Consider the following 20,340-nt stretch of genomic DNA (forward strand, 5'->3'; position numbering starts at 1 on the left):
GGCGGCCTTTGGTGCTTTCGGTCGAGCGAACCTTGGATGTCCGGCCGGATTTTGGACGATCGGCTGCGCGCGGAGAAACAATGTGCAGAGGAACTGGATCATGAGCGAAGGAGCTCCCGCATGACCGGCAAGCCCGTGCTGGAACCCGGACCGGACCACCCGATCACGATCACGCCGAACCCGGCGCACATCGTCGTGACGGCCGGCGGCAAGGTCGTGGCCGACACCCGCAACGCGCTCACGCTGCAGGAGTCGACGTACCCGCCGGTGCAGTACATCCCGCTCAGCGACGTCGACCAGTCGCTGCTGGAGCGCACCGACACCGAGAGCTACTGCCCGTACAAGGGCGACGCCGGCTACTACTCGATCCCGGCCGGTGGCGAGAAGTCGGTGGACGCGATCTGGGAGTACCGCGACCCGCGGCCGGCGGTCGCCCCGATCAAGGACCACATCGCGTTCTACCCGGACCGGGTCGACTCGATCTCGATCGAGAGCTGAGGACCGGGCGCGACGGTCGCCGTGTCCCTCCGGTCGAAGCCGAACAGAGCGGACACCGAGAGCAGGACGGCGAACAGGCGCACGAGAGACACGCACCAAGGAGAAACGCTGCGGCCCGGCTTGGTGATCAAGCCGGGCCGTCGTTACCTCGAAAGGGGTCGGCTGTTGCGCTGGCCGCTGGTCAGCCGTGCGGCCACGGCCGGCTCGCGGCGACCGGCGCGCACGGCGGCCTGGGCGTCGCCGGCGAGCTGCCGCAGCGGGCTCAGCCGGGCGCGCGCGGTGAGCAGCGCCCGGGTCGCGACCACGCCGGGCGAGGGCATCGGGCGCGCCGTCGGCTCGTAGCCGAAGCGGGCCAGCCGCGAGCCGAGGACCGCCTCGCACCGCACGATCTCCTCGGGGGTCAGCCGCTGCCGCCAGCTGCGCACCCGCCGCGTGGTGACGCTCTCGTGCGTACGCGTGTGCCAGGTCTTGTACGAGGGCACGGCCACCGCCGCGAGCTCCTGCGGCCGGGCCATCGCGGGGTCGTACTCCTCGCCCAGGAACGCGCAGACGCCCCGCAGCTGCGCCTCGGGCTCGGCGACCAGGTCCTCGTAGCGCAGCTGGAGATAAACGTCGGGCCGATAGACGCGCTGCGCCCGCAGGGACGCGTCGGCCGCGCGCGCCCACGTGTCGATGAGCGCGTCGAGCGACGAGGCCGCCCAGGGCGCCTCCTTGAGCGACGCCACGCAGTCGCGCCCGTCGCGCACGATGTTGATGATCTGCGCGTCCGGGAAGAGCCGCAGCAGCTGCGGCAGGTGGCGCAGGTACGCGGGCCGCTTGTCGCCCCAGCGCGGCTTGCCGAAGCGCTCGGCGTAGAGGCGGAAGACCGTGCCGAGGGCGGAGCCGAGCGTGGGCGGCGCGCCGACGATCGCGTCGATCACGCGGCCGGCGTCGAGGCCGAGGTCGCCGAAGTTGTCCGTGGTGACGATCCAGGCGGCGAGGTCGCGGCGGCGGGCCGGGTCGCGCAGGTCGCCGAGCTCGTGCCGGCGCTGGTAGGCGGGGAGCAGGAAGCGGCTCTCCGGCGGCAGCGCGATGCGCGGGTGGGCGTGCAGCATGAGCTGGAGCATCGTCGTGCCCGACCGCGGGCACCCGACCACGAAGATCGGACGGTCACTCAGCATCGGACAAATCACCTCAGTCTGGAAAAAGCGTCGCTCCTCCCCAAACGATCACCCGTTCGTCTGGGCACGGCCTCGGAATCAGCTGGGATTCGGGAAAAAGGAGGGATCCGCACCGGTAGCGGCCCCACAGCCTGGGCAAAGCCGGTAGACAGGCGGCGCGGGCACCGTGGCCCGAGTGCGCAGAAGATCTTTCCTGCTGGGTGTGTCCGCCGCGGCCGCCGGAGCCCTCACGATGAGGGCCACGGCCGCCGGCGCCGCCGGGCGCGGCACGAGATCGGCCTCGCAGATCCTCGCGTCGGTCAAGACCTCGACCCTGACCCCGAGACAGATCACGCCGTACGTGCCGCCGGCCGGCACGGCGCCCGCCGGGGTCAACTCGGTCGGGCGCGCCGACTACCCGTTCATCCGCGACGGCCGGTCGCTGCCGACCCGGGTCTGGTATCCGGTCGGGCCGGGGCCGTACCCGCTGCTCGTCTTCAGCCACGGCATGCTGTCCCAGCCGGACGACTACGCGGCGCTGCTGGTGAGCTGGGCGCTCACCGGGGTCGTGGTGGCGGCGCCGCTCTATCCGCACACCTCGCTCGGCACGGCCGCGTTCAACGCGTACGACGTGGCGAACCAACCCCTGGACGCGTCGGCCGTGCTGACCCAGGTCGCCGCGCAGAACACGGCGAGCGGGCCGCTGCGCGGGCGGATCGACGCGTCCCGGATGGCCGCGGCCGGGCACTCCGCCGGCGGCATCACCACGGTGGGCATGTTCAGCGCCTACCGCGACGAGCGGCTCCAGGCCGGCATCGTGCTGGCCGGCACCGACTTCCTGGCCACGCCGTTCACCGGCGCCCCGGCCGCGATGCTGTTCGTGCACGGCCGCAAGGACGACACGGTCAGCTGGTCGGCCGGGCACACCGTCTTCGAGGCCGTGCCCTGGTCACGGGCGATGCTGTCGTTCACCGACGGCGGCCACCAGACCAGCACGGCCGAGTTCCCCACGGTGAGCCGCGGCGGGGCGGCCTTCCTGCGCTGGGCCCTGTACGGCGGCACGCCCGCGCTGTCCGCCGGCTCACTGGCGACGCTGGAGGATCAGCTGAGCGCGGCGCGCACGAGCGCCGGGTCGGCGTCGTAGGGCGTGTAGAGCGAGATCCGGTCGACCAGCCCGCCGAACCGCGCCCGCAGGGTCGCCGCGACGTCACCGCTCACCGCGAAGGTGTCCAGCACGTCATCGGTGATCAGGGCGGCCATCTCGGCCCACGCCTGCCGCCGGGACAGGCCGTTGAGCCGGTCGGCGAGCTCGCCCCAGCCGTGCAGCTCCAGGACCGGCCGGTACGCGGGCGTGGAGGCGTAGAAGGCGATCTGGCCGCGCACCGCCTGCTCCGCGCGCGCACGGGCCCGCTCGTCCGCGCCGAGCACCGCCATCGCCGACAGGCCCAGCGTGAAGCCGTCCAGCTCGCCGCCGCGGGCCTCGCGCAGCGCCGGGCGGGTGCGCTCGCGCAGGTAGGCGGCGCTGGTCAGCGGATGCACGAGCAGGCCGTCGCCGGCGCGCCCGGCCACCCGGGTCATCCGCTCCCCCACCGCGGCGATCAGGATCGGCGGATTGCCGTACGGGTTGGGGCCCGGGTTGAAGAAGTCGGTCATCAGGGTGTGGCGGTAGAACTCGCCCCGGAACGCCAGCCGCTCGCCGGTGCCCCACGTGTGCCAGACGGCGCGCACCGCCCGCACGAACTCCTCCATGCGCGCGGCGGGGCGGCCCCACGGCATCGCGAAGCGGCGCTCGATGTGCGCCTGCACCTGGGAGCCCAGACCGAGCTGGAACCGGCCGGCCGAGATGAGCTGAAGGTCGTTGGCGAGCACGGCGACGCTCATCGGATTGCGCGCGAACGCCACAGCGATGCCGGACTGCAGCGTGATCCGCTCGGTGGCCCGGGCGGCGAGGGCCAGCGCCGGGAACACGTCGTGCCGCGTCTCGGCGGCCGAGAACCCGTCGTATCCGTCCCGCTCCGCCGCGACGGCGGCGGCCTCCACCTCGATCGGCGTGGCCGCGACGTCGGCGGCGAAGTCAACCAGCATGATCCTTTGATAGCACCCGCGACCTGGTCCAGCTCGCACAGGTCTCGTCGACGGTGGAGAACGGCACGCCGTACGCGTCGCGGGCGGCCTGGTCGTACTCGTTGTCCTGGACGAGCACGAGCCGGACGAACGTGAACAGCCGCCCCTCGCCGTACCGCTGGGCCATGCAGTCCACGGCGAAGTGGCTGAGCCCGTAGAACGCGTCACCGGCCCGCGACGGCGCGTCCGGCCCCGGCCGGGCCGGCACCATCGACCGGGGTGGATCGGTGCGCAGCTGCCACCGCACGCTGTCGCGGCGCAGGCTGGCCTCGGCACCACGCGGCGACCAGCCGATGTATTCGGCGATGCCCTCGCTGAGCCACGTGTCCTCGGCCGCGTCGGCACGATAGGCGCCGGAGAGTGTCACGACATGGCCGAGCTCGTGCTGGAGGGCGACGCGCAGGAAACGGGGATCGTCCTCGAACTCGCTCATGCGCAGCACCACGTCGATCGCCCACATGTTGAGCGGCACGGCGAGCCCGATCGCCCAGTCGCTGGCCTCGCCGCCATACCACGAACGCCACTGCGCCTCGCCGGCCAGATAGATGCGGTAACGCGCCTGCGGCGTCCCCATCAGCGCGGCGAACCGGTCGTCGGCGCGGGCCGCGGCCTCGGCGATCGGCAGCAGCCGCGCCAGATGCCGGCGCTCGGACGGCGCGGCGAGCAGGGTGACCCGGGAGCCGCGCAGCACGGCGAGGTCGCCGCTCTCCCACGGGGCCGGGCGCCGAGGGCCCTCCGGTCCCGCGGCGACGGCGCTGATCACATACCGCTCGCCGTGGGGTTTGAAGGTGAGGCGCTGCTCGATGCGCGGCGGCTGCTGCCAGTGCGGCCCGCGACCGCCCGGGCACATCTCGGCGCCGAAGCAGTAGGAGACCTCGGCGCGGAACTCGACGGCGGCCCGGTCGCCCTTGACCGGCCGCGCCACCCCCGGCGCATAGTCGAAACGGGACACCTCGAGGGCCCGCAAGGACCGGAACATGCTGCGGTAGCGCTGCCGCAGCCCCGGCGACACGGCCGCGAGCCAGGCCGCCTCGTCACCGCGCATCAGCGCCGCCGACTGCTCGCGAAGCGAGGCGACCGCCAACTCGTAAGGAGAAGGCGGCCGCACCGGCACCACGGCAGCGGCGAACGCGGCCGTCTCACGCTCGGGCCGCGACACCACGACGGCAAGCACCAGCAGAAGCACCCCGGCGACGAGGACCGCGACTCGGTTCCGGGTGTTCCGCATGCCTCGGATCTAAGCACGAGCCTGCGACAGTTTCTGTCGGGTCAGTTCCGGGCGGCCTCACCGCCCCGCGCGGACTCCGAAGATCGGCAGGGGCAGGCTCACCACGTCCACAGTCCACCGCTGCGCCGCACCGCACCGCCGCTGCACGGCGACATCGCCCGCCAGGGTGAGGCACTTGCGGCTGTGCACGTTCCACACGCGCGCGGTCTCCCCCGTCGAGTCCCGGAGCCGCCACAGCCGCGCGGGGTGCCCGTCACAGGCGTAGAGGCCGGCCCGCGCGTTGTCGACGGTGCCGGCCCCCACCACGGACAGGCACTTCCCGGTGGCGACGTTGAGCACCTGGAGCGCGCCGCCGCTGGACGTGGTGGGCCGCAGCCGCCACCGGAACGCCTCGCCGCGCCCGCAGGCCCGCTGCACGAGACGAGCGGTCAGACACTCACGACTGCTCGCGTTGACGAGCCGAAACTCGAGCCCGACAAGGTCAACCGGCCCAGGCCCGCCCGGCGCAACGGAGACCGCGGGCCCAGCGGGCCGGGACGGCGCAGCCTGCACCGTCCCGGGCGGCGCGAGCAGGCACACTGACAGAGCGGCGGCCAGAGCAAGGCCGGCGGCAGGCATTCTCATAGTCAGCACTTTATCCGATTTGTCCGTTTCAGAAGCGCAGGGAGTCGCATGCGGGTCGCGTTCGGTGTTCTCGGCCCCGTCACGGCCTGGCCCATGTCGCCACCGGACCCATCGCCCTTATCGGACCCAGCGTCCTTGCGCGACCCAGCGTCCTCGCGTGACCCATGGCCCTCGCGTGACCCATCGCCCTCGCGTGACCCATCGCCCTCGCGTGACCCATCGCCCGCACCCGACCCACCGCCCGCACCGAACCGCCCGCCCTCCCCGGACGGCACTCCGCACGCCGCAGCGCCCACCGAGCCGCCCGCCCCACCGTTGCCGATCGCGCTCAAGGGCCCGGCGCACCGCGCGGTGCTGGCGCGGCTCATCGTGGCGCGCGGGCGTGTCGTGCCCGTCGGCCACCTCGTCGACGATCTCTGGCCGGTGGCCCCGCCGGAAGGTGCGGTGTCCGCCGTCCGGACCTTTGTGGCCGCCCTCCGCCGCGCCCTCGAGCCCGGCCGGCCGCCGCGAACACCGGCGACCTTGCTGGTCACCGAGGGACCCGGCTATGCCCTGAGGACCGACCCGGACACGGTGGACGCGTGGCGCTTCGAGCGCGTGGCGACCACCCCCGGCCCGCTCACCGAGGACACCCTGACGACCGCGCTCGGCTGGTGGCGCGGCCCGGCCTACGCCGACTTCCCCGAGGCCCCGTGGGCCCGAGCCGACCGCGCACGCCTGGCCGAGCTGCGCCTACGCGCCGTGGAACGACTCGCCGAGGTGCGCCTGGCAGCGGGCCGCCCCGCCGACGCGGTCCCCGACCTGGACGCCCACATCACCGAGCACCCGTGGCGCGAGGACGCGTGGCGCCTGCTGGCCCTGGCCCTCTACCGGGCAGGCCGCCAGGGCGACGCCCTGGCCGTGCTCCGCCGAGCCCGCGCCCACCTGGTGGACCAACTGGGCCTCGACCCCGGCCCCGCCCTGCGCCGCCTCGAAACCGACATCCTCCAGCAGTCCCCCTCCCTCCACACCGACCCGGCCACCAGCACCACCCTCACCCCACCACCCGCCGACCACACGACCACCCACCAAGCAGCCGCCGAACACACCACCGCCCACTCAACGCCCGCCGGGAACAAGGCCCACCCAACGACCGAACACACCACTGCCCACCCAGCAGCCGACCAGCACACCGCCCACCCACCGACCGAACACACCTCCGCCCACCGAGCAGCCGACCAGCACACCGCCCACCCAACGACCACTGAAGACGTCACCGCCCACCGAGCAGCCGGCGAGCAGATCACCGCCCAGTCCACTCACGCCGAGCACACCACTACCCACCCGACTCACGCCGACGACACCACCGCCCGCCCAACTCACGCCGGGAACACCACGGTCGAAGCCGGCTCAGCCCAGCCCCGCTCGATCGAGCCCCTCGCGGCCGAGCAGAGGCCGCCCGGGCACGGCGCGGGCCGAGCGGCGGGCCGAGGCGCGGACCGAGCGGCGGGCCGAGGCGCGGACGGCGGGCCGCGGGCGGCCGGGGAGTCCGTCTGGGCCGAGGTGACCGCGGACTACGACAGGCTCGTCGCGGCCGGGGCGCGGGCCAGGCTCGACTCCACGGTAGGGCTGCTGCGCGGGCTCGCGGTCACCGGCGGTGGTGGGCTCGCCGCGGCGCGGCGGCATCGGGTGGCGGCGATCGCGGCCGCCGAGGAGCTCGGCGATCCGGTGCTGACCGCGCGGGTCATCGGTGCCTACGACGTGCCGGCGATCTGGACGCGATCGGACGACCCGGCGCAGGCCGCCGCGATCGTCGCGGCCGCCGAGCGGACCCTGGCCGCCCTGCCGATCGACAGCGTGGCCGCTCGCGCCCGGCTCCTGGCGACGATCGCCGTGGAGTCGCGGGGCACGCGCGATCCGCGACCACGGCAGTGCGCCCTGGAAGCCGAGCGGCTCGCCCGAGGGCTGGACGATCCGGGGCTGCTCGCCTTCGCCCTGAACGGCGTCTTCATGCAGAGCTGCCACCGCACCGGCCTGGCCCCGGAGCGCGACGCGATCGGCGCCGAGCTGGTCGAGCTCGCCGCGACGCACGGTCTCGTCACCGCCGAGGTGCTCGGCCACCTGATCCGCCTGCAGGCCCGGTCGGCCCTCGGCGACTTCTCCACTGCCGACACGCACGCCGAAGCCGCCGACCGCCTCGCCGCCCGCCACGAGCTGCCCCTGGTCGCGGTCTTCACGACCTGGTACCGCGCACTACGCCGGGCAGCCCACCCCGACGCGGCACAGCCGACCACTCAGCACGAACCAACCCGGCAAGCCACGCACACCGAAACGGCACAGCAGGCCACCCAGGACGAGGCGGCCCAGCAGGCCGCGCACCCGCAAGCGCCCCGACGGACGGCCCAGCCCGACGTGAGCCAGCAGCCACCACAAACCGCCCAGCCCGGAGCAAGCCGGCAAGCAACCCACCCCACAACGCTCCAGGACGTCGCGGCGGCTTACGAACAAGCGGCGAAACAACTCGACGGCGCCGGCATGCCGGGCCTCGAGGACGGCCTCCTTCCCCTCGCGCTTCTCTGCCTGCACATCGGACGCGGCGAACCGGCGCCCACAACCCACGCGGACTACGGACCCTACGAGCCGTGGACCCGCCCGCTGGTGCTGCTCGCACGCGGCGACGTGATCCGCGCACGAGCAGCCCTGCGAGCGGCCCCCGAGCCACCCGCGGACCTGCTGGCCGAGGCGCTGTGGTGCCTGCTCGGCACCGCGGCCGCCGCCCTCGGCGAGCGAGCCACGGTCGAGCGGGCACGGCAAGCCCTCACCCCGGCCCGCGACGAGATCGCCGGCGCCGGCAGCGGCTTGCTCACCGCCGGCCCGGTGGCGGCGCACCTGGCCACACTGGAAGCGCCCCCTGCGGCGGCCAGCGGCCGGCAACAGAGGAAGCGCGGCTGAGCGCAACGGGAACGCGGCCGGCAACAGCGGTAGCCATGCCCGCGAGCTTCCTCGCCCCGTACGACAACAATTGCCCCTGAGACGATCACCGGAGAGCCGAAAGCCAAGCTCAGCCCCGGGATGTGCCAGTCCTAGGCCGGCGTCTCGGTGCCCGTGTAGAACGCGTACGTCCGATCCGCCCGCTCCTTGGCGTCGGCCGCGGGCGTGCCGTCGGCGATCGAGGCCTCGGCCCACGCGTCCGTGCTGAGGCGCATGAAGGCCTGGCCCTCCGGCGTCGTGTGCCAGGTGGCCATCTTCTCCTGGTCCACCGGCTTCGACGGGTCGCTCAGGTAGGTGGCCAGCCCGTACAGCCCGAGGTCCCAGCCCACGCCGGTCGCGCCGGGGCCGTACACGTCCCAGAACTCGTCGGCCACGTGGGCGACGTGCTCGAGCTCGAACCTCGTACCGCCCTGCGAAGGGCTGAGCCGCACCTCGATCCAGCTGACCTGCCCGCCGAACTCCCACGTCGCGGCATAGCCGCGAGGCTTGTCGCACTTGGAGATGGTGCCGCTCGCGTTGCCGGTGAGCTGGTAGTGGCCGCCCTCTTTGAGGTCGCCCTCGATCGGCAGGAACCAGCGCGGGATGCGCTCGGCGTTCGTGACGACGTCCCACAGGTCGTCGATGTCCGTGTCGTACACCTGGCTGATCGTCATGACGCGGGCCTCACCGGCCTCCAGGACGCGGCTTCCGAGGGTGCGGCGTACCTGGCTGATCTGTTCCTTGACGTCCACTGTCGGTTCCTTCCTGAGTCACGTCGCCGGCGAGCCGGCGCTGTCGTTTGCCGCGCGCCACCTCGGTGGCCATGGCGGCCAGATGAGGAGCCCAGAACCGTCGAAACCGCGCCAGCCAGGCGTCGGCCTCGCGCAGCGCGGTGTCGTCGACCGCGTAGAGGCGGCGCGCACCGTCGGGGCGCACGGTGGCGAAGCCGTTGTCGCGCAACACCTTGAGGTGCTGGGAGACGGCCGGCTGGGAGATGCCGAACTCGGCCTGGATCACCTGGGTGACGGCGCCGGAGGACTGCTCACCGTCGGCGAGCAGCTCCAGGATCCGCCGGCGAACCGGGTCGCCGAGAACATCGAACGCGTGCACACGGCGTACAGTATCAGAGTGGTCTTATATAAGCCAGAGCTTAAGGACTGGCGATTCTCGCGGTGGCGGCAAACGATCTCGTGAGGCATCCTGGGCGCGACGAAGAGGCGGGACGAGAGGAGGGCCGCAGTGCCCGACGTGCGAGCCAACGGCATCGATCTGCGCTACGAGACCGTCGGCGACCCGGCCGACCCCGCGATGCTGCTCATCATGGGTCTCGGCGCGCAGCTCATCGACTGGCCCCACGAGTTCTGCCAGGGTCTGGCCGCGCGCGGCTACCACGTGATCCTCTTCGACAACCGCGACGCCGGCCTGTCCACGTCGTTCGACGAGCTCGGCCAGCCGAACGTCCCCGCGATCCTCGGCGGTGACCCGTCGACGGTGCCGTACCTGCTCTCCGACATGGCCGCCGACACCGCCGGCCTGCTCAAGGAGCTCGGCGCCGAGCGCGCCCACGTCGTCGGCGCATCCATGGGCGGCATGATCGCGCAGCAGCTCACCCTCGATCACCCCGAGCTGGTCGCCAGCCTCTGCTCGATCATGTCCACCACCGGTGACCGTACCGTCGGCCGCCCCACCCCCGAGGCCGCCGCCGCGCTGTCCCGCCCGCCGGCCACCACCCGCGACGAGGTCATCGCCGGCGCCACCGCCACCTCGCGCGTGATCGGCTCGCCCGCCTACCCCGCGAGCGACGAGTGGCTGCGCGAGCGCGCCGCCGCCAAGTTCGACCGCGCCTTCAACCCCGCCGGCACCCAGCGCCAGTACGCCGCCATCCTCGCCTCCCCCGACCGCACCCCCGGCCTGCGCACGGTCGCAACCCCCACGCTCGTCGTCCACGGCGAGGCCGATCCGCTCATCGACGTCAGCGGCGGCCGCGCCACCGCCGCCGCCGTCCCCGGCAGCGAGCTGCTCGTCATCGAGGGCATGGGCCACGACCTCCCCAAGCCGCTCTGGCCCACCCTGATCGACGCGATAACCACAAATGCCAACAGATGATGTACGGGGTCTTGCGTTGACAACCGCAGAAGCACCGCCCACGCCACCCGGCTCCCCCACCCGCGGCGTGCTGCTCGACCAGCTCACCGCGCGGATCACCCCGCACACCCGGCGCGTGGCCGTCGACGGCCCGCCCGCCGGCGGCAAGACCACCCTCGCCGACGAGCTCGCCACGACGCTGCGCGCCACCGGCCGCGAGGTGATCCGCGCCTCGATCGACGGCTTCCTGTTCCCCCGCGCCCGGCGCTACCGGCGCGGCCCGTACTCGCCCGAGGGCTGCTACCACGACTCGTTCGACTTCGGCACGCTGCACCGCGCCCTGCTCGGCCCGCTGGGCCCCACCGGCGACGGCAGATATCAGGACCACTGCTACGACCGCCCCACCGACGCCGTGGTCTCCCCACCGTTGCGGACCGCCCCGCCCGGTGCCGTGCTGGTCTTCGACGGCGTCTTCCTGCTACGCCCCGAGCTCGCCGCCCACTGGGACCTGACCATCCACGTGACGGCCTCCTTCGACCGCACCCTGCAACGAGCCCGCGTCCGCGACCTGGCCCGGCTCGGCTCCACCGCGGAGATCGACCGCTTCTTCCACGAGCGGTACCGGCCGTCCCAGCAGCTCTACGCGGAGCAGGCCCGGCCCCTCGAACGAGCCGACATCGTCGTCCACAACGACACACCGGACCACCCGACCTGGCAATTCCGCACCGCCGCGCACCGCGATGGAGGCCGACACGGGACCTGACAGCGTCGGTGAGCAGCAGGCTCCGGTGCTTGTCCAGGCGATGGCGCCGCGCGAAGCGATGGCGGCGAGTGGCCCTCCGGCCGGCACGACCGGCACACCCGGAACGGCCGCTGGACAGGGACCCTCGGCCCGTACCACGGGTCCGGCGACCCTGGCGCGGGCCGGGCCTCCGGCGCAGGTTGAGGTGACGGGAACGGCTCAGAGGCAGGAGACGACGATGACCGCCATGAAGAAAGCCGCGCGCGAGTTCCTCGACTACAAGCGGGTCGCGGTCACCGGTGTGTCCCGCCATCCGCAGGGCCACGGCAGCAACGTCGTCTACAAGCGGCTGCGGGAGCGCGGCTACGAGGTGTTCGCCATCAACCCGAAGGCCGACACCGTCGAGGGTGACCGCTGCTACGAGAGCCTCGCCTCGGTGCCGGGCGGCGTCGAGGCGGTCGTGATCGGCACCCGGCCCGAAACCGCCGAGACTACGATGCGCGAGTGCATCGAGCTGGGCATCAAGCACGTGTGGATGCACCGCGGCCCCGGCGCCGGCAGCGTGTCCGAGTCGGCCGCCCTGTACGGCCGCCGGAACGGCGTGACCGTGATCGACGGGGGCTGCCCCTGCATGTACGAGCCGACCGCAGACGTCGGGCACAAGATCGCCCGCCTCGTCCTCTCCGCCACCGGCAACGTTCCCCGCGACGTCTGACCTCGGCGTGGGCGGCGCGACGAGCCCTCGGGGGACCGTTCCCCGCTCGATCGCTGGGCGGCGGATCGGCTCCGCCACCTGGACAGCCTGCGGCCCGATGTTGAGCGCCCCGCCGGTCAGGCCCCGGGCTCGGGGCACGGCAGGCTGCCACGCGATGGCAGCCGATCAGTGACGATGACGGCGGTAAGCGCTCACCCCGGCGGCGCATCCCGCAGCCGCGACAACGACGCAGGTCAGGACAACGCCGATCGTGCCCCAGGCCACCATCGACACCGAGAGCAGGGCCCAGGCCACCGCCCCCAGGACCGCGACCGCGATCAGGGCGGGGCGCGACAACCGTCGCCGTCCTGCCAGGGACGGGTAGTCGGCGGTCAGGCCGGCCACGATCTGCTCGAACTGTCGTTGTCTGTCGTCGGTTGCCATCGGATCGTCCTCCCACCTGGCTCCTGTCCGAAAGCGCAGGCGGCGGCCGGCGGCCCTTCGGGCGGCCGAAGGGCCCGGCCGAAGACGCGGTGCAGCGCCGGCGCTGGCGGCGGTGTTCGGGGATCGCGGCCCCGTGCCGTGACGCGCCGCGACCGGTCAACGTGGCCCGGTCGCGCTCAGCCCGGCCGTCACCTCGCCACCGTGCCGCGGCCGCGACCACGAACCGGCTCCACGAACCAGCACGATCGGCGGGCGGCCGTGGTGCAGCAGCGTCTGCGCCACCGAGCCGAGCAACCCGTGATAGGGCTGGTCGCCCCGGGCCCCCACGACCACGAGCGACGCGTGCCGCGACTCGCGGCACAGCACCGTGGCCGGGTCACCGGTCAGGGACCGGAGCTCGGCCTCGACGCCCCGGCCGGCGGCCCACTCGGCGACGAGATCCTCGAGCTCGTGCACCCGTTCCCGCGCCGTGCCCACATGCACGACGACGAGGCCGAGGGACCGGTGTGCGGCTTCGCCGAACGCCGTGCCGAGCGCGGCGTCCGACACGGCGGAGCCGTTCACGCCGACCACGACCGGTCCGTACGGCGCGGGCGCGGCCCGGGTGACCAGAACGTCGCTGAAGGACCGTGCCGCGAGTTGGACAGCCGTCGCGCCGGTGGGCAGGCAGACCCGGTCGTTCAGGTTGCCGTCGCCCACCACGATCAGCGCGCTCCGGCGGGACAGCCGCAGCAGCCCGTGCACCGGGTCGCCTTCGAGCAACTGGGTGGTGACCGGCAGGCCGGGCGCGATCCGCTCGGCGATGGCCGCGGCCTGGCGCAACATCGCCCGGGCGAGGTGCGGCGGGTCGACCACCCCGGGACGATAGCTCACCGCGTGGGCCAGCCGCAGCGCGCAGCCCAGGGCCGACGCCTCCCGGGCGGCCACTTTGACCGCCTGGTAACTGGCCGGTGATCCGCTCACCCCGGCGGCCACCGGCGGCTTGGACGAGATGGACATGCGCTCACTCCCTCCAGCGGCGGCGGACATCACCTCTTCGTCACGCTAGGTCGGCCGCGCCGAGAACGGACAGGGTCGATCGCCTCTGTCCGGCCGCCGGTCAGGGTCTGGTCGCCGGCGGGGCGGGTAGCTTGGGGTCCGCCCTGTACACAAAGGCTCCACTGTGTGGGCCGGCGCGCCGAGGTGGATCTGAAAGTCGGCGGCATGTGCGGGGCGATGCGGCCGAGCCGTTGCGCCGGGCCGATGGTCGCCGTCGCCGAACGTCGAGGAGTTGCCAGAAGTGGTCAACGTCCACGAGCGGCGGGGAAGGCGCCTGCCGCGTCGGGCCAGTGGATGCGGTACTTGCCCGGGGTGCCGTTGAGGCGGGCCGGGTCGCCGCCGGGCGGGGACGCGAAGCCGGACTCGACGCGGGTGCCGCCGCGCGACTCGTAGAAGGCCTGGGCGGCCGTGTTCTGCTGGAGGACCCACAGATACATGGGCCGGGAGCCGACCGTCTGGGCCGCGGCGGACAGCAGCCGGGTGCCCAGGCCGCCGCGCTTCCGGGCGTACGACACGTGGAGGTTGTCGACGAGGCTGCCCCAGCGCGGATCGTGATCGGGGATGACGTGCACGAAACCGACCAGGTCGCCGTCGCTCTCGGCCACGATGGTGCGCCCGGACGGCGGCGCGGCGAAGCGGGCGCCCCAGAAGGCCAGGCGGTCCGCGACCACGTCGCCGTCGAGGTAGGTGTCGGTGTAGGCGCCGCGGTAGTGCCGCCGCCAGCTGTCGGCGTGCAGCGCGGCGATGCCCGCCACATCAGCGCCGGTGGCGTCGCGAAGGGTGAACAGCACGGATTTTACTCCCGTCTCGTGGCTTGCCTCGTGAAAGAGGCCCGGTCGTCACCCGGGGCACCCCGCCCGCGAGGGAGGGTTGCCGGCCAGCAAGCCGGGGCTACGCGCTGACACTCATGACCGCTGTGGCGACAGCGTACGCGAAAGAAGCCGGCGGCGCGGGGCGCGGTAGGATCGCCGCGCAAGGCGTTGATGGGGACGAGTAGCGGCGCACGCGGTCGAGAGCGAACCGGGGACGGTGGGAGCCCGGTGGCGAGCACGACGCGAAAATCACCCCGGAGCCGCCGGAGGAAAGGCCCTCGCGGGCCGAGTAAAGCCGGCTGCAAGCACCTCGAGTGGGCCGGTTGAAGCAGTGAGCCGGTCAAGGAGGGTGGTACCGCGGGGCTCGGATAAAAAGGGCCTCGTCCCTCCGTTGGAAGCATGCCAGTCCGACGGAGGAAAAAACGCGATGTACCGCCCAGTGCCGGCCCGGGTCGACCTGCCCGCGCTCGACCATGACGTGCTGAAGTTCTGGCGCGAGAAGGACGTCTTCCATCGCAGCCTCGAGCAGTCCGCGGGGCGGCCCGAATGGGTTTTCTACGAGGGGCCGCCGACGGCGAACGGCATGCCGGGGGCGCACCACATCGAGGCGCGCGTCTTCAAGGACGTCTTTCCGCGATACCGCACGATGAAGGGTTACCACGTGGCCCGCAAGGCCGGGTGGGACTGTCACGGTCTGCCCGTCGAGCTGGCCGTCGAGAAGGAGCTCGGTTTCAGCGGAAAGCCGGACATCGAGAAGTACGGCATCGCCGAGTTCAACGCGAGATGCCGCGCGTCGGTGACCCGGCACACCGATGCTTTCGCCGAGCTGACCGAGCGCATGGGCTATTGGGTCGACCTGGACGACGCGTACCGGACGATGGATCCGGGTTATATCGAGTCGGTGTGGTGGTCGCTCCAGCAGATCTTCGACAAGGGGCTGCTGGTCGAGGATTTCCGGGTGGCGCCGTGGTGCCCGCGGGACCAGACGACATTGTCGGACCACGAATTGGCCCAGGGGTACGAGACCGATGTCGACCCGGCTGTCTACGTGCGTTTCCCGTTGACCGGCGGGCCGCTCGCCGGGACCACCGATCTGCTCGTGTGGACGACCACGCCGTGGACGCTGGTGTCGAACACGGCCGTCGCGGTCAACCCGAACGTCACCTACGTCGTCGTCACGGACGGCGACCAGCGGCTGATCGTCGCCGAGCAGCTGATCCCGGAGGGCTTCGAGAAGACCGGCGAGAGCTTCACCGGCCGCGAGATGGAGCGGTGGACGTACCGGCCGCCGTTCGATCTGGTCGAGGTGCCGGACGCGCACATCGTGATCCTGGCCGACTACGTGACCACGGACAGTGGCACCGGGCTGGTGCACCAGTCGCCGGCGTTCGGCGCTGACGACCTGGCGAGCTGCCGCGCCTACGGATTGCCGATGGTCAATCCGGTGCGGCGGGACGGCACGTTCTCCGAGGAGGTTCCGCTCGTCGGCGGGCTCTTCTTCCGTACGGCCAATGAGCCCTTGGTCGCGGAACTGAAGAACAAGGGACTGCTGTTCCGGCACGACGACTACGAGCACCAGTACCCGCACTGCTGGCGCTGCCACACGGCGCTCATCTACTACGCGCAGCCGTCCTGGTACATCCGCACCACCGCGGTCCGCGACGCGATGATCCGGGAGAACGAGAGGACGAACTGGCAGCCCGAGACGGTCAAGCACGGACGGTACGGCGACTGGCTCGCCAACAACGTCGACTGGGCCCTGTCGCGCAACCGCTACTGGGGCACTCCCCTGCCGATCTGGCGCTGCGAGGCCGGGCATCTGACATGTGTCGGCTCGCTCGCCGAATTGTCGGGGCTCAGCAAGTCGGACCTGTCGGATCTGGATCCGCACCGGCCCTACATCGACGAGGTCACCTTCGCCTGCCCGTCGTGCGGCGAAAAGGCCACGCGCGTGCCGGAGGTCATCGACGCGTGGTACGACTCGGGCTCGATGCCGTTCGCGCAGTTCGGTTACCCGTACAAGAACCAGGCCCTTTTCTCCAAGAGTTTTCCCGCGCAGTTCATCTCGGAGGCCATCGACCAGACCCGCGGCTGGTTCTACACGCTGATGGCGGTCGGCACGCTCGTCTTCGACCGTTCCCCGTACGAGAACGTGGTCTGCCTCGGGCACATCCTCGCCGAGGACGGCCGCAAGATGTCGAAGCACCTGGGCAACATCCTCGAGCCGATCCCGCTGATGGACACCCACGGCGCCGACGCGGTCCGCTGGTTCATGGCCGCCGTCGGCTCCCCCTGGTCGGCGCGGCGCGTCGGGCACACCACGCTGCAGGAGGTGGTGCGCAAGACGCTGCTGACGTACTGGAACACCGTCGCCTTCCAGGCGCTCTACGGGCGTACCGCCCAGTGGTCGCCCTCGGCCGCGGACCCGGCGCCGGCCGGCCGCCCGGTGCTCGACCGCTGGGTCCTCTCGGAGCTCAACGAGCTGGTCCGCCGGGTCGACGCCGCGCTCGACGCGTTCGACACCCAGGAGGCCGGCAAGCTCCTCGCCGCGTTCGTCGACGACCTTTCCAACTGGTACGTGCGCCGCAGCCGCCGCCGTTTCTGGCGCGGCGACCGGGCCGCGCTCGCCACCCTGCACGAGGCGCTGCGCACCGTCACGCTGCTGATGGCGCCGCTCACCCCGTTCATCACCGAACGCGTCTGGCAGGACCTGGTCGCCGCGGTCGACCCGGCCGAGCCCGCGTCGGTGCACCTGGCGTCGTTCCCGGTCGCCGACACGTCGCTGATCGACCCGTCGCTGTCCGCGCACGTCGCCACGACCCGCCGCCTGGTCGAGCTGGGCCGCGCCGCCCGCGCCGAGTCCGGCATGAAGGTGCGCCAGCCGCTGTCCCGCGCGCTGGCTTCCGCACCCGGTTTCGCGGCCCTGCCGGCGGAGCTGCTCGCGGAGATCGCCGCCGAGCTCAACGTCGGCACGGTCGAGCCGGTGGCGGGCTCGTTCGTCGACACCACGGCAAAGGCCAATTTCCGTACGCTGGGCAGGCGCTTCGGCAAGCGCGTGCAGGACGTGGCCCGGGCGGTCGCGGCCGCCGACGCCGCCGCCCTGAAGGACGCGCTGCGCGACACCGGCTCGGCCACCGTCGACGTGGCCGGCGAGCAGATCACGCTCACCGCCGACGAGGTCGTCATCACCGAGACCCCGCGCGAGGGCTGGGCGGTGGCCTCCGACGCCGGCGCCACCGTGGCCCTGGACCTGCACCTCACCGACGACCTGCGCCGCGCCGGCCTGGCCCGCGACGCCATCCGCCAGATCCAGGAGGCCCGCAAGACGAGCGGCCTGGACGTCTCCGACCGCATCGACCTGCGCTACCAGACCACCTCGGACGAGACGGCCCGCGCCCTGGCCGAGCACAGCACCCTGGTCGCCGAGGAGGTCCTGGCAGCCTCGTACGAGGCCGGCGCCCCCACGTGGCCGCACACGTTCACCGACGAGTCCCTCGGCCTGACGTTCTGGCTCCGCAAGGCCGCCTGACCGCAAGGCCCCACCGGCGCCGGCGATCTCAGCCGGCGCCGGATTGACAGTGTCTAGGACGAGCGTCCTAAGATGATCACTAGGACGCTCGTCCTAGACGCTGTCGCTCGGAGGGATGGTCGCGGATGGCGGGAGGTGCGACGCGGGCGCAGATCGTCGCGGCGGCGGATCGGCTCTTCTATGAGCAAGGGTTCGAGCACACGTCGTTCACGGCGATCGCCGAGGCTGTGGGGCTGTCCCGGGGCAACTTTTACTACCACTTCAAGAGCAAGGACGAGATCCTCGCGGCGGTCATCGGGTGCCGGGTGGAGGCCACCCGCGCCATGCTGCGGCAGTGGGAGGACGAGGCCGCCGGGCCCGCGGAGCGGATCCGGCGGTTCATCCGGATCGTGGAGACCAACGGGGCGGACATCCGCGACTACGGGTGTCCGGTGGGCACGCTCACCGCCGAGCTGGCGAAGCTGCGCCATCCGTCGCGGCCCGAGGCCACCGCGCTGTTCACGCTCTTCCGGGACTGGCTGCGTGCGCAGTTCACGGCGCTCGGCCGTGCGCGGGACGCGGACGAGCTCGCCCTGCACGTGCTGGCCTTCAGCCAAGGGGTCGCCGCGCTGGCCAACGCCTTCGGCGATCAGGACTTCGTACGCCGTGAGGTGGAACGCCAGGAAGCCTGGCTCGCCGCTCTGGACTCCTAGGAAGGGACTCGTATGTACATCGTGTTGCTCCGCTTCGCCGAGAACAAGGCCGCCGCGGCCGAGCACATGCCCGGCCACCAGCAGTGGATCGAGCAGGGTCTGGCGGACCGGGTCTTCCTGCTCGTCGGCGGCATTCAGCCGGGGCTCGGCGGCGCGGTGCTGGCGCACGACACGACGCCGGCCGAGCTCCAGCAGCGGGTGGCGGCGGACCCGTTCGTCGCCCACCGCGTCGTCGACGCCGAGATCCTGGAGATCGCACCGGGCATGACCGACCCGCGGCTGGAGTTCCTGATGCCGGCCCAGTGAAGGCCGGCCCAGTGAAGGTCGGCCCAGTGAAGGCCGGCCCAGTGAAGGCCGGCCCAGTGAAGGTGAGGGCCGGCCCGATGAAGGCGCCGGCCCGGGAGAGGCCGGAGTCAGGATGCGCCGAACCAGGCTGCGGCCGCGAGGCACATCGCGGCGGCCAGGGCGAGCGCGTGCCCGGAGCCGGTGCGGACGCCGCCGTGCAGGAAGGCGCCCATCGCCGCCACGCCGGCGGTAGCCCCGAGCTGGCGTACCGCGTTGAGCAGGCCCCCGGCGGCGCCGGCGACGGCGGGCGCCGCGGAGCTCAGCACGGCGGCGACCACGGCCGGCAGCACCAGCGACACGCCGACGCCGGCCAGCAGCAGGGCGGCGGCGAGCCAGACGTAGCCGGCCGCCGACCACGCCGCCACGGCCAGCCCGGCACATCCGGCGCCGAGCAGGCCCAGCCCGGCCAGCACCGGCGGGCGCGGGCCGAAGCGGCTCACCAGCCGGCCGGTCAGCGGCGGGTTGACCACGAACGGCACGGTCAGCGGCAGCAGGGCGAGTCCGCTGCCGGCGGCGTCCAGGCCGCGGTCGTGGCGCAGCAGCAACGGCAGCACGAAGAGGGTGCCGTTGAGGGCGAAGGTGACCGCCGCGCCCACGAACAGGGCCGCCGGGATGCCTGGGCTGCGCCACGCGGACCGGGGCAGCACCGGCGCGCCGCTGCCCCGTTCGACGAGGAAGAAGGCCACGGCCACCCCTGCCGCCACCGCGGCGTGCCACCACGAGGCCGAGCCGGCGGCGATCACCGCGTCGGTGCCGGCGGCCACCGCGACGACGAGGGCGGCCTGCGCCGTCCAGCTGATGCGCCGGTCGGTGGCCGGGACCGGCGCCGGCGCGCCCGCGGTCAGGGCGAGCACGACGACCGCGAGGGGCACGTTCACCAGGAAGACGGCCCGCCAGCCGGCGAGGTCCACCAGGACGCCGCCGGCGACCGGGCCGACGGCCACGGCGGCGCCGCTGATCGCCGCCCACGTGCCGACCGCTCTGGTGCGCCGGGCCGGTTCGGGATACAGCCGGGCGATCAGGGCCAGGGACGCGGGCACGCACGCGGCCGCCGCGGCGCCCTGGAGCACGCGAGCCGCGACCAGGGCCGGCACCGTCGGCGCGGCGGCGGACAGCGCCGACAGCACGCCGAACGCGGCGACGCCGGCCCGGAAGAGCCGGTCCGCGCCGTACCGGTCGGCGAGGGCACCGGCCGACAGCAGCAGCGCGCCGAAGGCCACCGTGTAGCCGGTGGTGGTCCATTGCAGGCCGGCGACCGACGCGTGCAGCGACCGGGCCAGGTCGGGTTCGGCGACGGCGAGCACCGTCATGTCGAGCAGCACCATGAAGTAGCCGAGCGAGATGCCCAGCAGCGTGAGGTCTCGGGTGGATCGAAGCACGCGGCCACTGTCGCCGGG

At 72.8% G+C, this 20,340-nt stretch carries 20 protein-coding genes and 1 riboswitch; of the genes, 9 read left to right on the forward strand and 11 right to left on the reverse strand.

Annotation, left to right across the window (positions count from 1 at the left end; translation table 11 throughout):
- Positions 1–120 precede the first annotated feature (120 nt).
- On the forward strand, positions 121–498 hold the full coding sequence (locus Ade02nite_RS08565) for a DUF427 domain-containing protein (protein ID WP_203761010.1): 378 nt from the start codon (positions 121–123) through the stop codon (positions 496–498).
- Here Ade02nite_RS08565 and Ade02nite_RS50235 read toward each other — a convergent pair.
- Together Ade02nite_RS50235 and Ade02nite_RS08570 are read right to left on the reverse strand one after the other, a co-directional pair.
- Complete coding sequence (locus Ade02nite_RS50235) at positions 459–590, reverse strand: hypothetical protein (RefSeq protein ID WP_275409893.1); 132 nt, start codon at positions 588–590, stop codon at positions 459–461. The genes Ade02nite_RS08565 and Ade02nite_RS50235 overlap by 40 nt on opposite strands.
- 51 nt (positions 591–641) lie before the next feature.
- Positions 642–1,658, reverse strand: coding sequence for a sulfotransferase family protein (locus tag Ade02nite_RS08570; protein ID WP_203761011.1), 1,017 nt, complete (start codon positions 1,656–1,658; stop codon positions 642–644).
- 175 nt (positions 1,659–1,833) lie between these two features.
- Between Ade02nite_RS08570 and Ade02nite_RS08575 the strand changes: the two genes are divergently transcribed.
- On the forward strand, positions 1,834–2,781 hold the full coding sequence (locus Ade02nite_RS08575; protein ID WP_203761012.1) for an alpha/beta hydrolase family protein: 948 nt from the start codon (positions 1,834–1,836) through the stop codon (positions 2,779–2,781).
- On the opposite strand, the gene Ade02nite_RS08580 is transcribed toward Ade02nite_RS08575, so the two are convergent.
- Genes Ade02nite_RS08580 through Ade02nite_RS08590 form a run of 3 tightly spaced genes read right to left on the reverse strand, consistent with a single transcriptional unit; the run spans position 2,739 to position 5,406 of the window.
- Entirely contained in the window at positions 2,739–3,722 is a 984-nt protein-coding gene (locus tag Ade02nite_RS08580) for a TIGR03617 family F420-dependent LLM class oxidoreductase (RefSeq protein WP_203761013.1), read from the reverse strand. The genes Ade02nite_RS08575 and Ade02nite_RS08580 overlap by 43 nt on opposite strands.
- Positions 3,712–4,989 (reverse strand): hypothetical protein, encoded by a 1,278-nt coding sequence (locus Ade02nite_RS08585; RefSeq protein ID WP_203761014.1) that lies wholly within the window; start codon positions 4,987–4,989, stop codon positions 3,712–3,714. The genes Ade02nite_RS08580 and Ade02nite_RS08585 overlap by 11 nt, the downstream gene beginning before the upstream one ends.
- Positions 4,990–5,046: 57 nt before the next feature.
- Complete coding sequence (locus tag Ade02nite_RS08590; protein ID WP_203761015.1) at positions 5,047–5,406, reverse strand: RICIN domain-containing protein; 360 nt, start codon at positions 5,404–5,406, stop codon at positions 5,047–5,049.
- Between the two features lie 522 nt (positions 5,407–5,928).
- On the opposite strand from Ade02nite_RS08590, the gene Ade02nite_RS49155 reads away from it, so the two are divergent.
- The gene (locus Ade02nite_RS49155) at positions 5,929–8,544 is read left to right on the forward strand and encodes a BTAD domain-containing putative transcriptional regulator (protein WP_239168634.1); all 2,616 of its coding nucleotides are present in this window, start codon (positions 5,929–5,931) and stop codon (positions 8,542–8,544) included.
- A gap of 131 nt (positions 8,545–8,675) precedes the next feature.
- Here the strand turns inward: Ade02nite_RS49155 and Ade02nite_RS08605 are convergent, their stop codons facing one another.
- Positions 8,676–9,314 (reverse strand): SRPBCC family protein, encoded by a 639-nt coding sequence (locus Ade02nite_RS08605; protein ID WP_239168635.1) that lies wholly within the window; start codon positions 9,312–9,314, stop codon positions 8,676–8,678.
- Positions 9,247–9,672 carry an ArsR/SmtB family transcription factor gene (locus tag Ade02nite_RS08610; protein WP_239168636.1) on the reverse strand — a complete coding sequence of 142 codons (426 nt, stop codon included), beginning with the start codon at positions 9,670–9,672 and terminating at the stop codon, positions 9,247–9,249. Before Ade02nite_RS08610 ends, Ade02nite_RS08605 begins: the two co-directional genes overlap by 68 nt.
- A 129-nt stretch (positions 9,673–9,801) precedes the next feature.
- Between Ade02nite_RS08610 and Ade02nite_RS08615 the strand changes: the two genes are divergently transcribed.
- From Ade02nite_RS08615 to Ade02nite_RS08625, 3 genes are all read left to right on the forward strand, one after another.
- Positions 9,802–10,668, forward strand: coding sequence for an alpha/beta fold hydrolase (locus tag Ade02nite_RS08615; protein WP_203761016.1), 867 nt, complete (start codon positions 9,802–9,804; stop codon positions 10,666–10,668).
- Positions 10,669–10,684: 16 nt separating this feature from the next.
- A complete protein-coding gene (locus Ade02nite_RS08620; protein ID WP_307871209.1) occupies positions 10,685–11,410 on the forward strand; it encodes a nucleoside/nucleotide kinase family protein in 726 nt (241 codons plus the stop codon).
- Between the two features lie 226 nt (positions 11,411–11,636).
- Positions 11,637–12,104, forward strand: a complete 468-nt coding sequence (locus Ade02nite_RS08625) for a CoA-binding protein (RefSeq protein WP_203761017.1) — start codon at positions 11,637–11,639, stop codon at positions 12,102–12,104.
- 165 nt (positions 12,105–12,269) lie between these two features.
- On the opposite strand, the gene Ade02nite_RS08630 is transcribed toward Ade02nite_RS08625, so the two are convergent.
- From Ade02nite_RS08630 to Ade02nite_RS08640, 3 genes are all read right to left on the reverse strand, one after another.
- The gene (locus Ade02nite_RS08630; RefSeq protein ID WP_203761018.1) at positions 12,270–12,527 is read right to left on the reverse strand and encodes a hypothetical protein; all 258 of its coding nucleotides are present in this window, start codon (positions 12,525–12,527) and stop codon (positions 12,270–12,272) included.
- Between the two features lie 156 nt (positions 12,528–12,683).
- Positions 12,684–13,526, reverse strand: a complete 843-nt coding sequence (locus tag Ade02nite_RS08635; RefSeq protein WP_203761019.1) for a universal stress protein — start codon at positions 13,524–13,526, stop codon at positions 12,684–12,686.
- A gap of 284 nt (positions 13,527–13,810) precedes the next feature.
- Positions 13,811–14,356, reverse strand: a complete 546-nt coding sequence (locus tag Ade02nite_RS08640; protein ID WP_239168637.1) for a GNAT family N-acetyltransferase — start codon at positions 14,354–14,356, stop codon at positions 13,811–13,813.
- Between the two features lie 14 nt (positions 14,357–14,370).
- Positions 14,371–14,478: riboswitch (SAM riboswitch) on the reverse strand.
- A 326-nt stretch (positions 14,479–14,804) separates the two neighbouring features.
- On the opposite strand from Ade02nite_RS08640, the gene ileS reads away from it, so the two are divergent.
- The 3 genes from ileS (at position 14,805) to Ade02nite_RS08655 (ending at position 18,904) form a co-directional block, all read left to right on the forward strand.
- Positions 14,805–17,906 (forward strand): isoleucine--tRNA ligase, encoded by a 3,102-nt coding sequence (gene ileS, locus Ade02nite_RS08645; RefSeq protein WP_203761020.1) that lies wholly within the window; start codon positions 14,805–14,807, stop codon positions 17,904–17,906.
- Positions 17,907–18,031: 125 nt separating this feature from the next.
- Positions 18,032–18,598, forward strand: a complete 567-nt coding sequence (locus tag Ade02nite_RS08650) for a TetR/AcrR family transcriptional regulator (RefSeq protein WP_203761021.1) — start codon at positions 18,032–18,034, stop codon at positions 18,596–18,598.
- A 12-nt stretch (positions 18,599–18,610) separates the two neighbouring features.
- Positions 18,611–18,904 (forward strand): YciI family protein, encoded by a 294-nt coding sequence (locus tag Ade02nite_RS08655; protein WP_203761022.1) that lies wholly within the window; start codon positions 18,611–18,613, stop codon positions 18,902–18,904.
- Between the two features lie 107 nt (positions 18,905–19,011).
- Here Ade02nite_RS08655 and Ade02nite_RS08660 read toward each other — a convergent pair whose 3' ends face one another.
- Positions 19,012–20,322 carry an MFS transporter gene (locus tag Ade02nite_RS08660; RefSeq protein ID WP_239168638.1) on the reverse strand — a complete coding sequence of 437 codons (1,311 nt, stop codon included), beginning with the start codon at positions 20,320–20,322 and terminating at the stop codon, positions 19,012–19,014.
- Positions 20,323–20,340: the final 18 nt, after the last annotated feature.

Origin of the sequence: Paractinoplanes deccanensis, assembly GCF_016862115.1 — a bacterium.
In the GTDB taxonomy this organism is placed as follows: domain Bacteria; phylum Actinomycetota; class Actinomycetes; order Mycobacteriales; family Micromonosporaceae; genus Actinoplanes; species Actinoplanes deccanensis.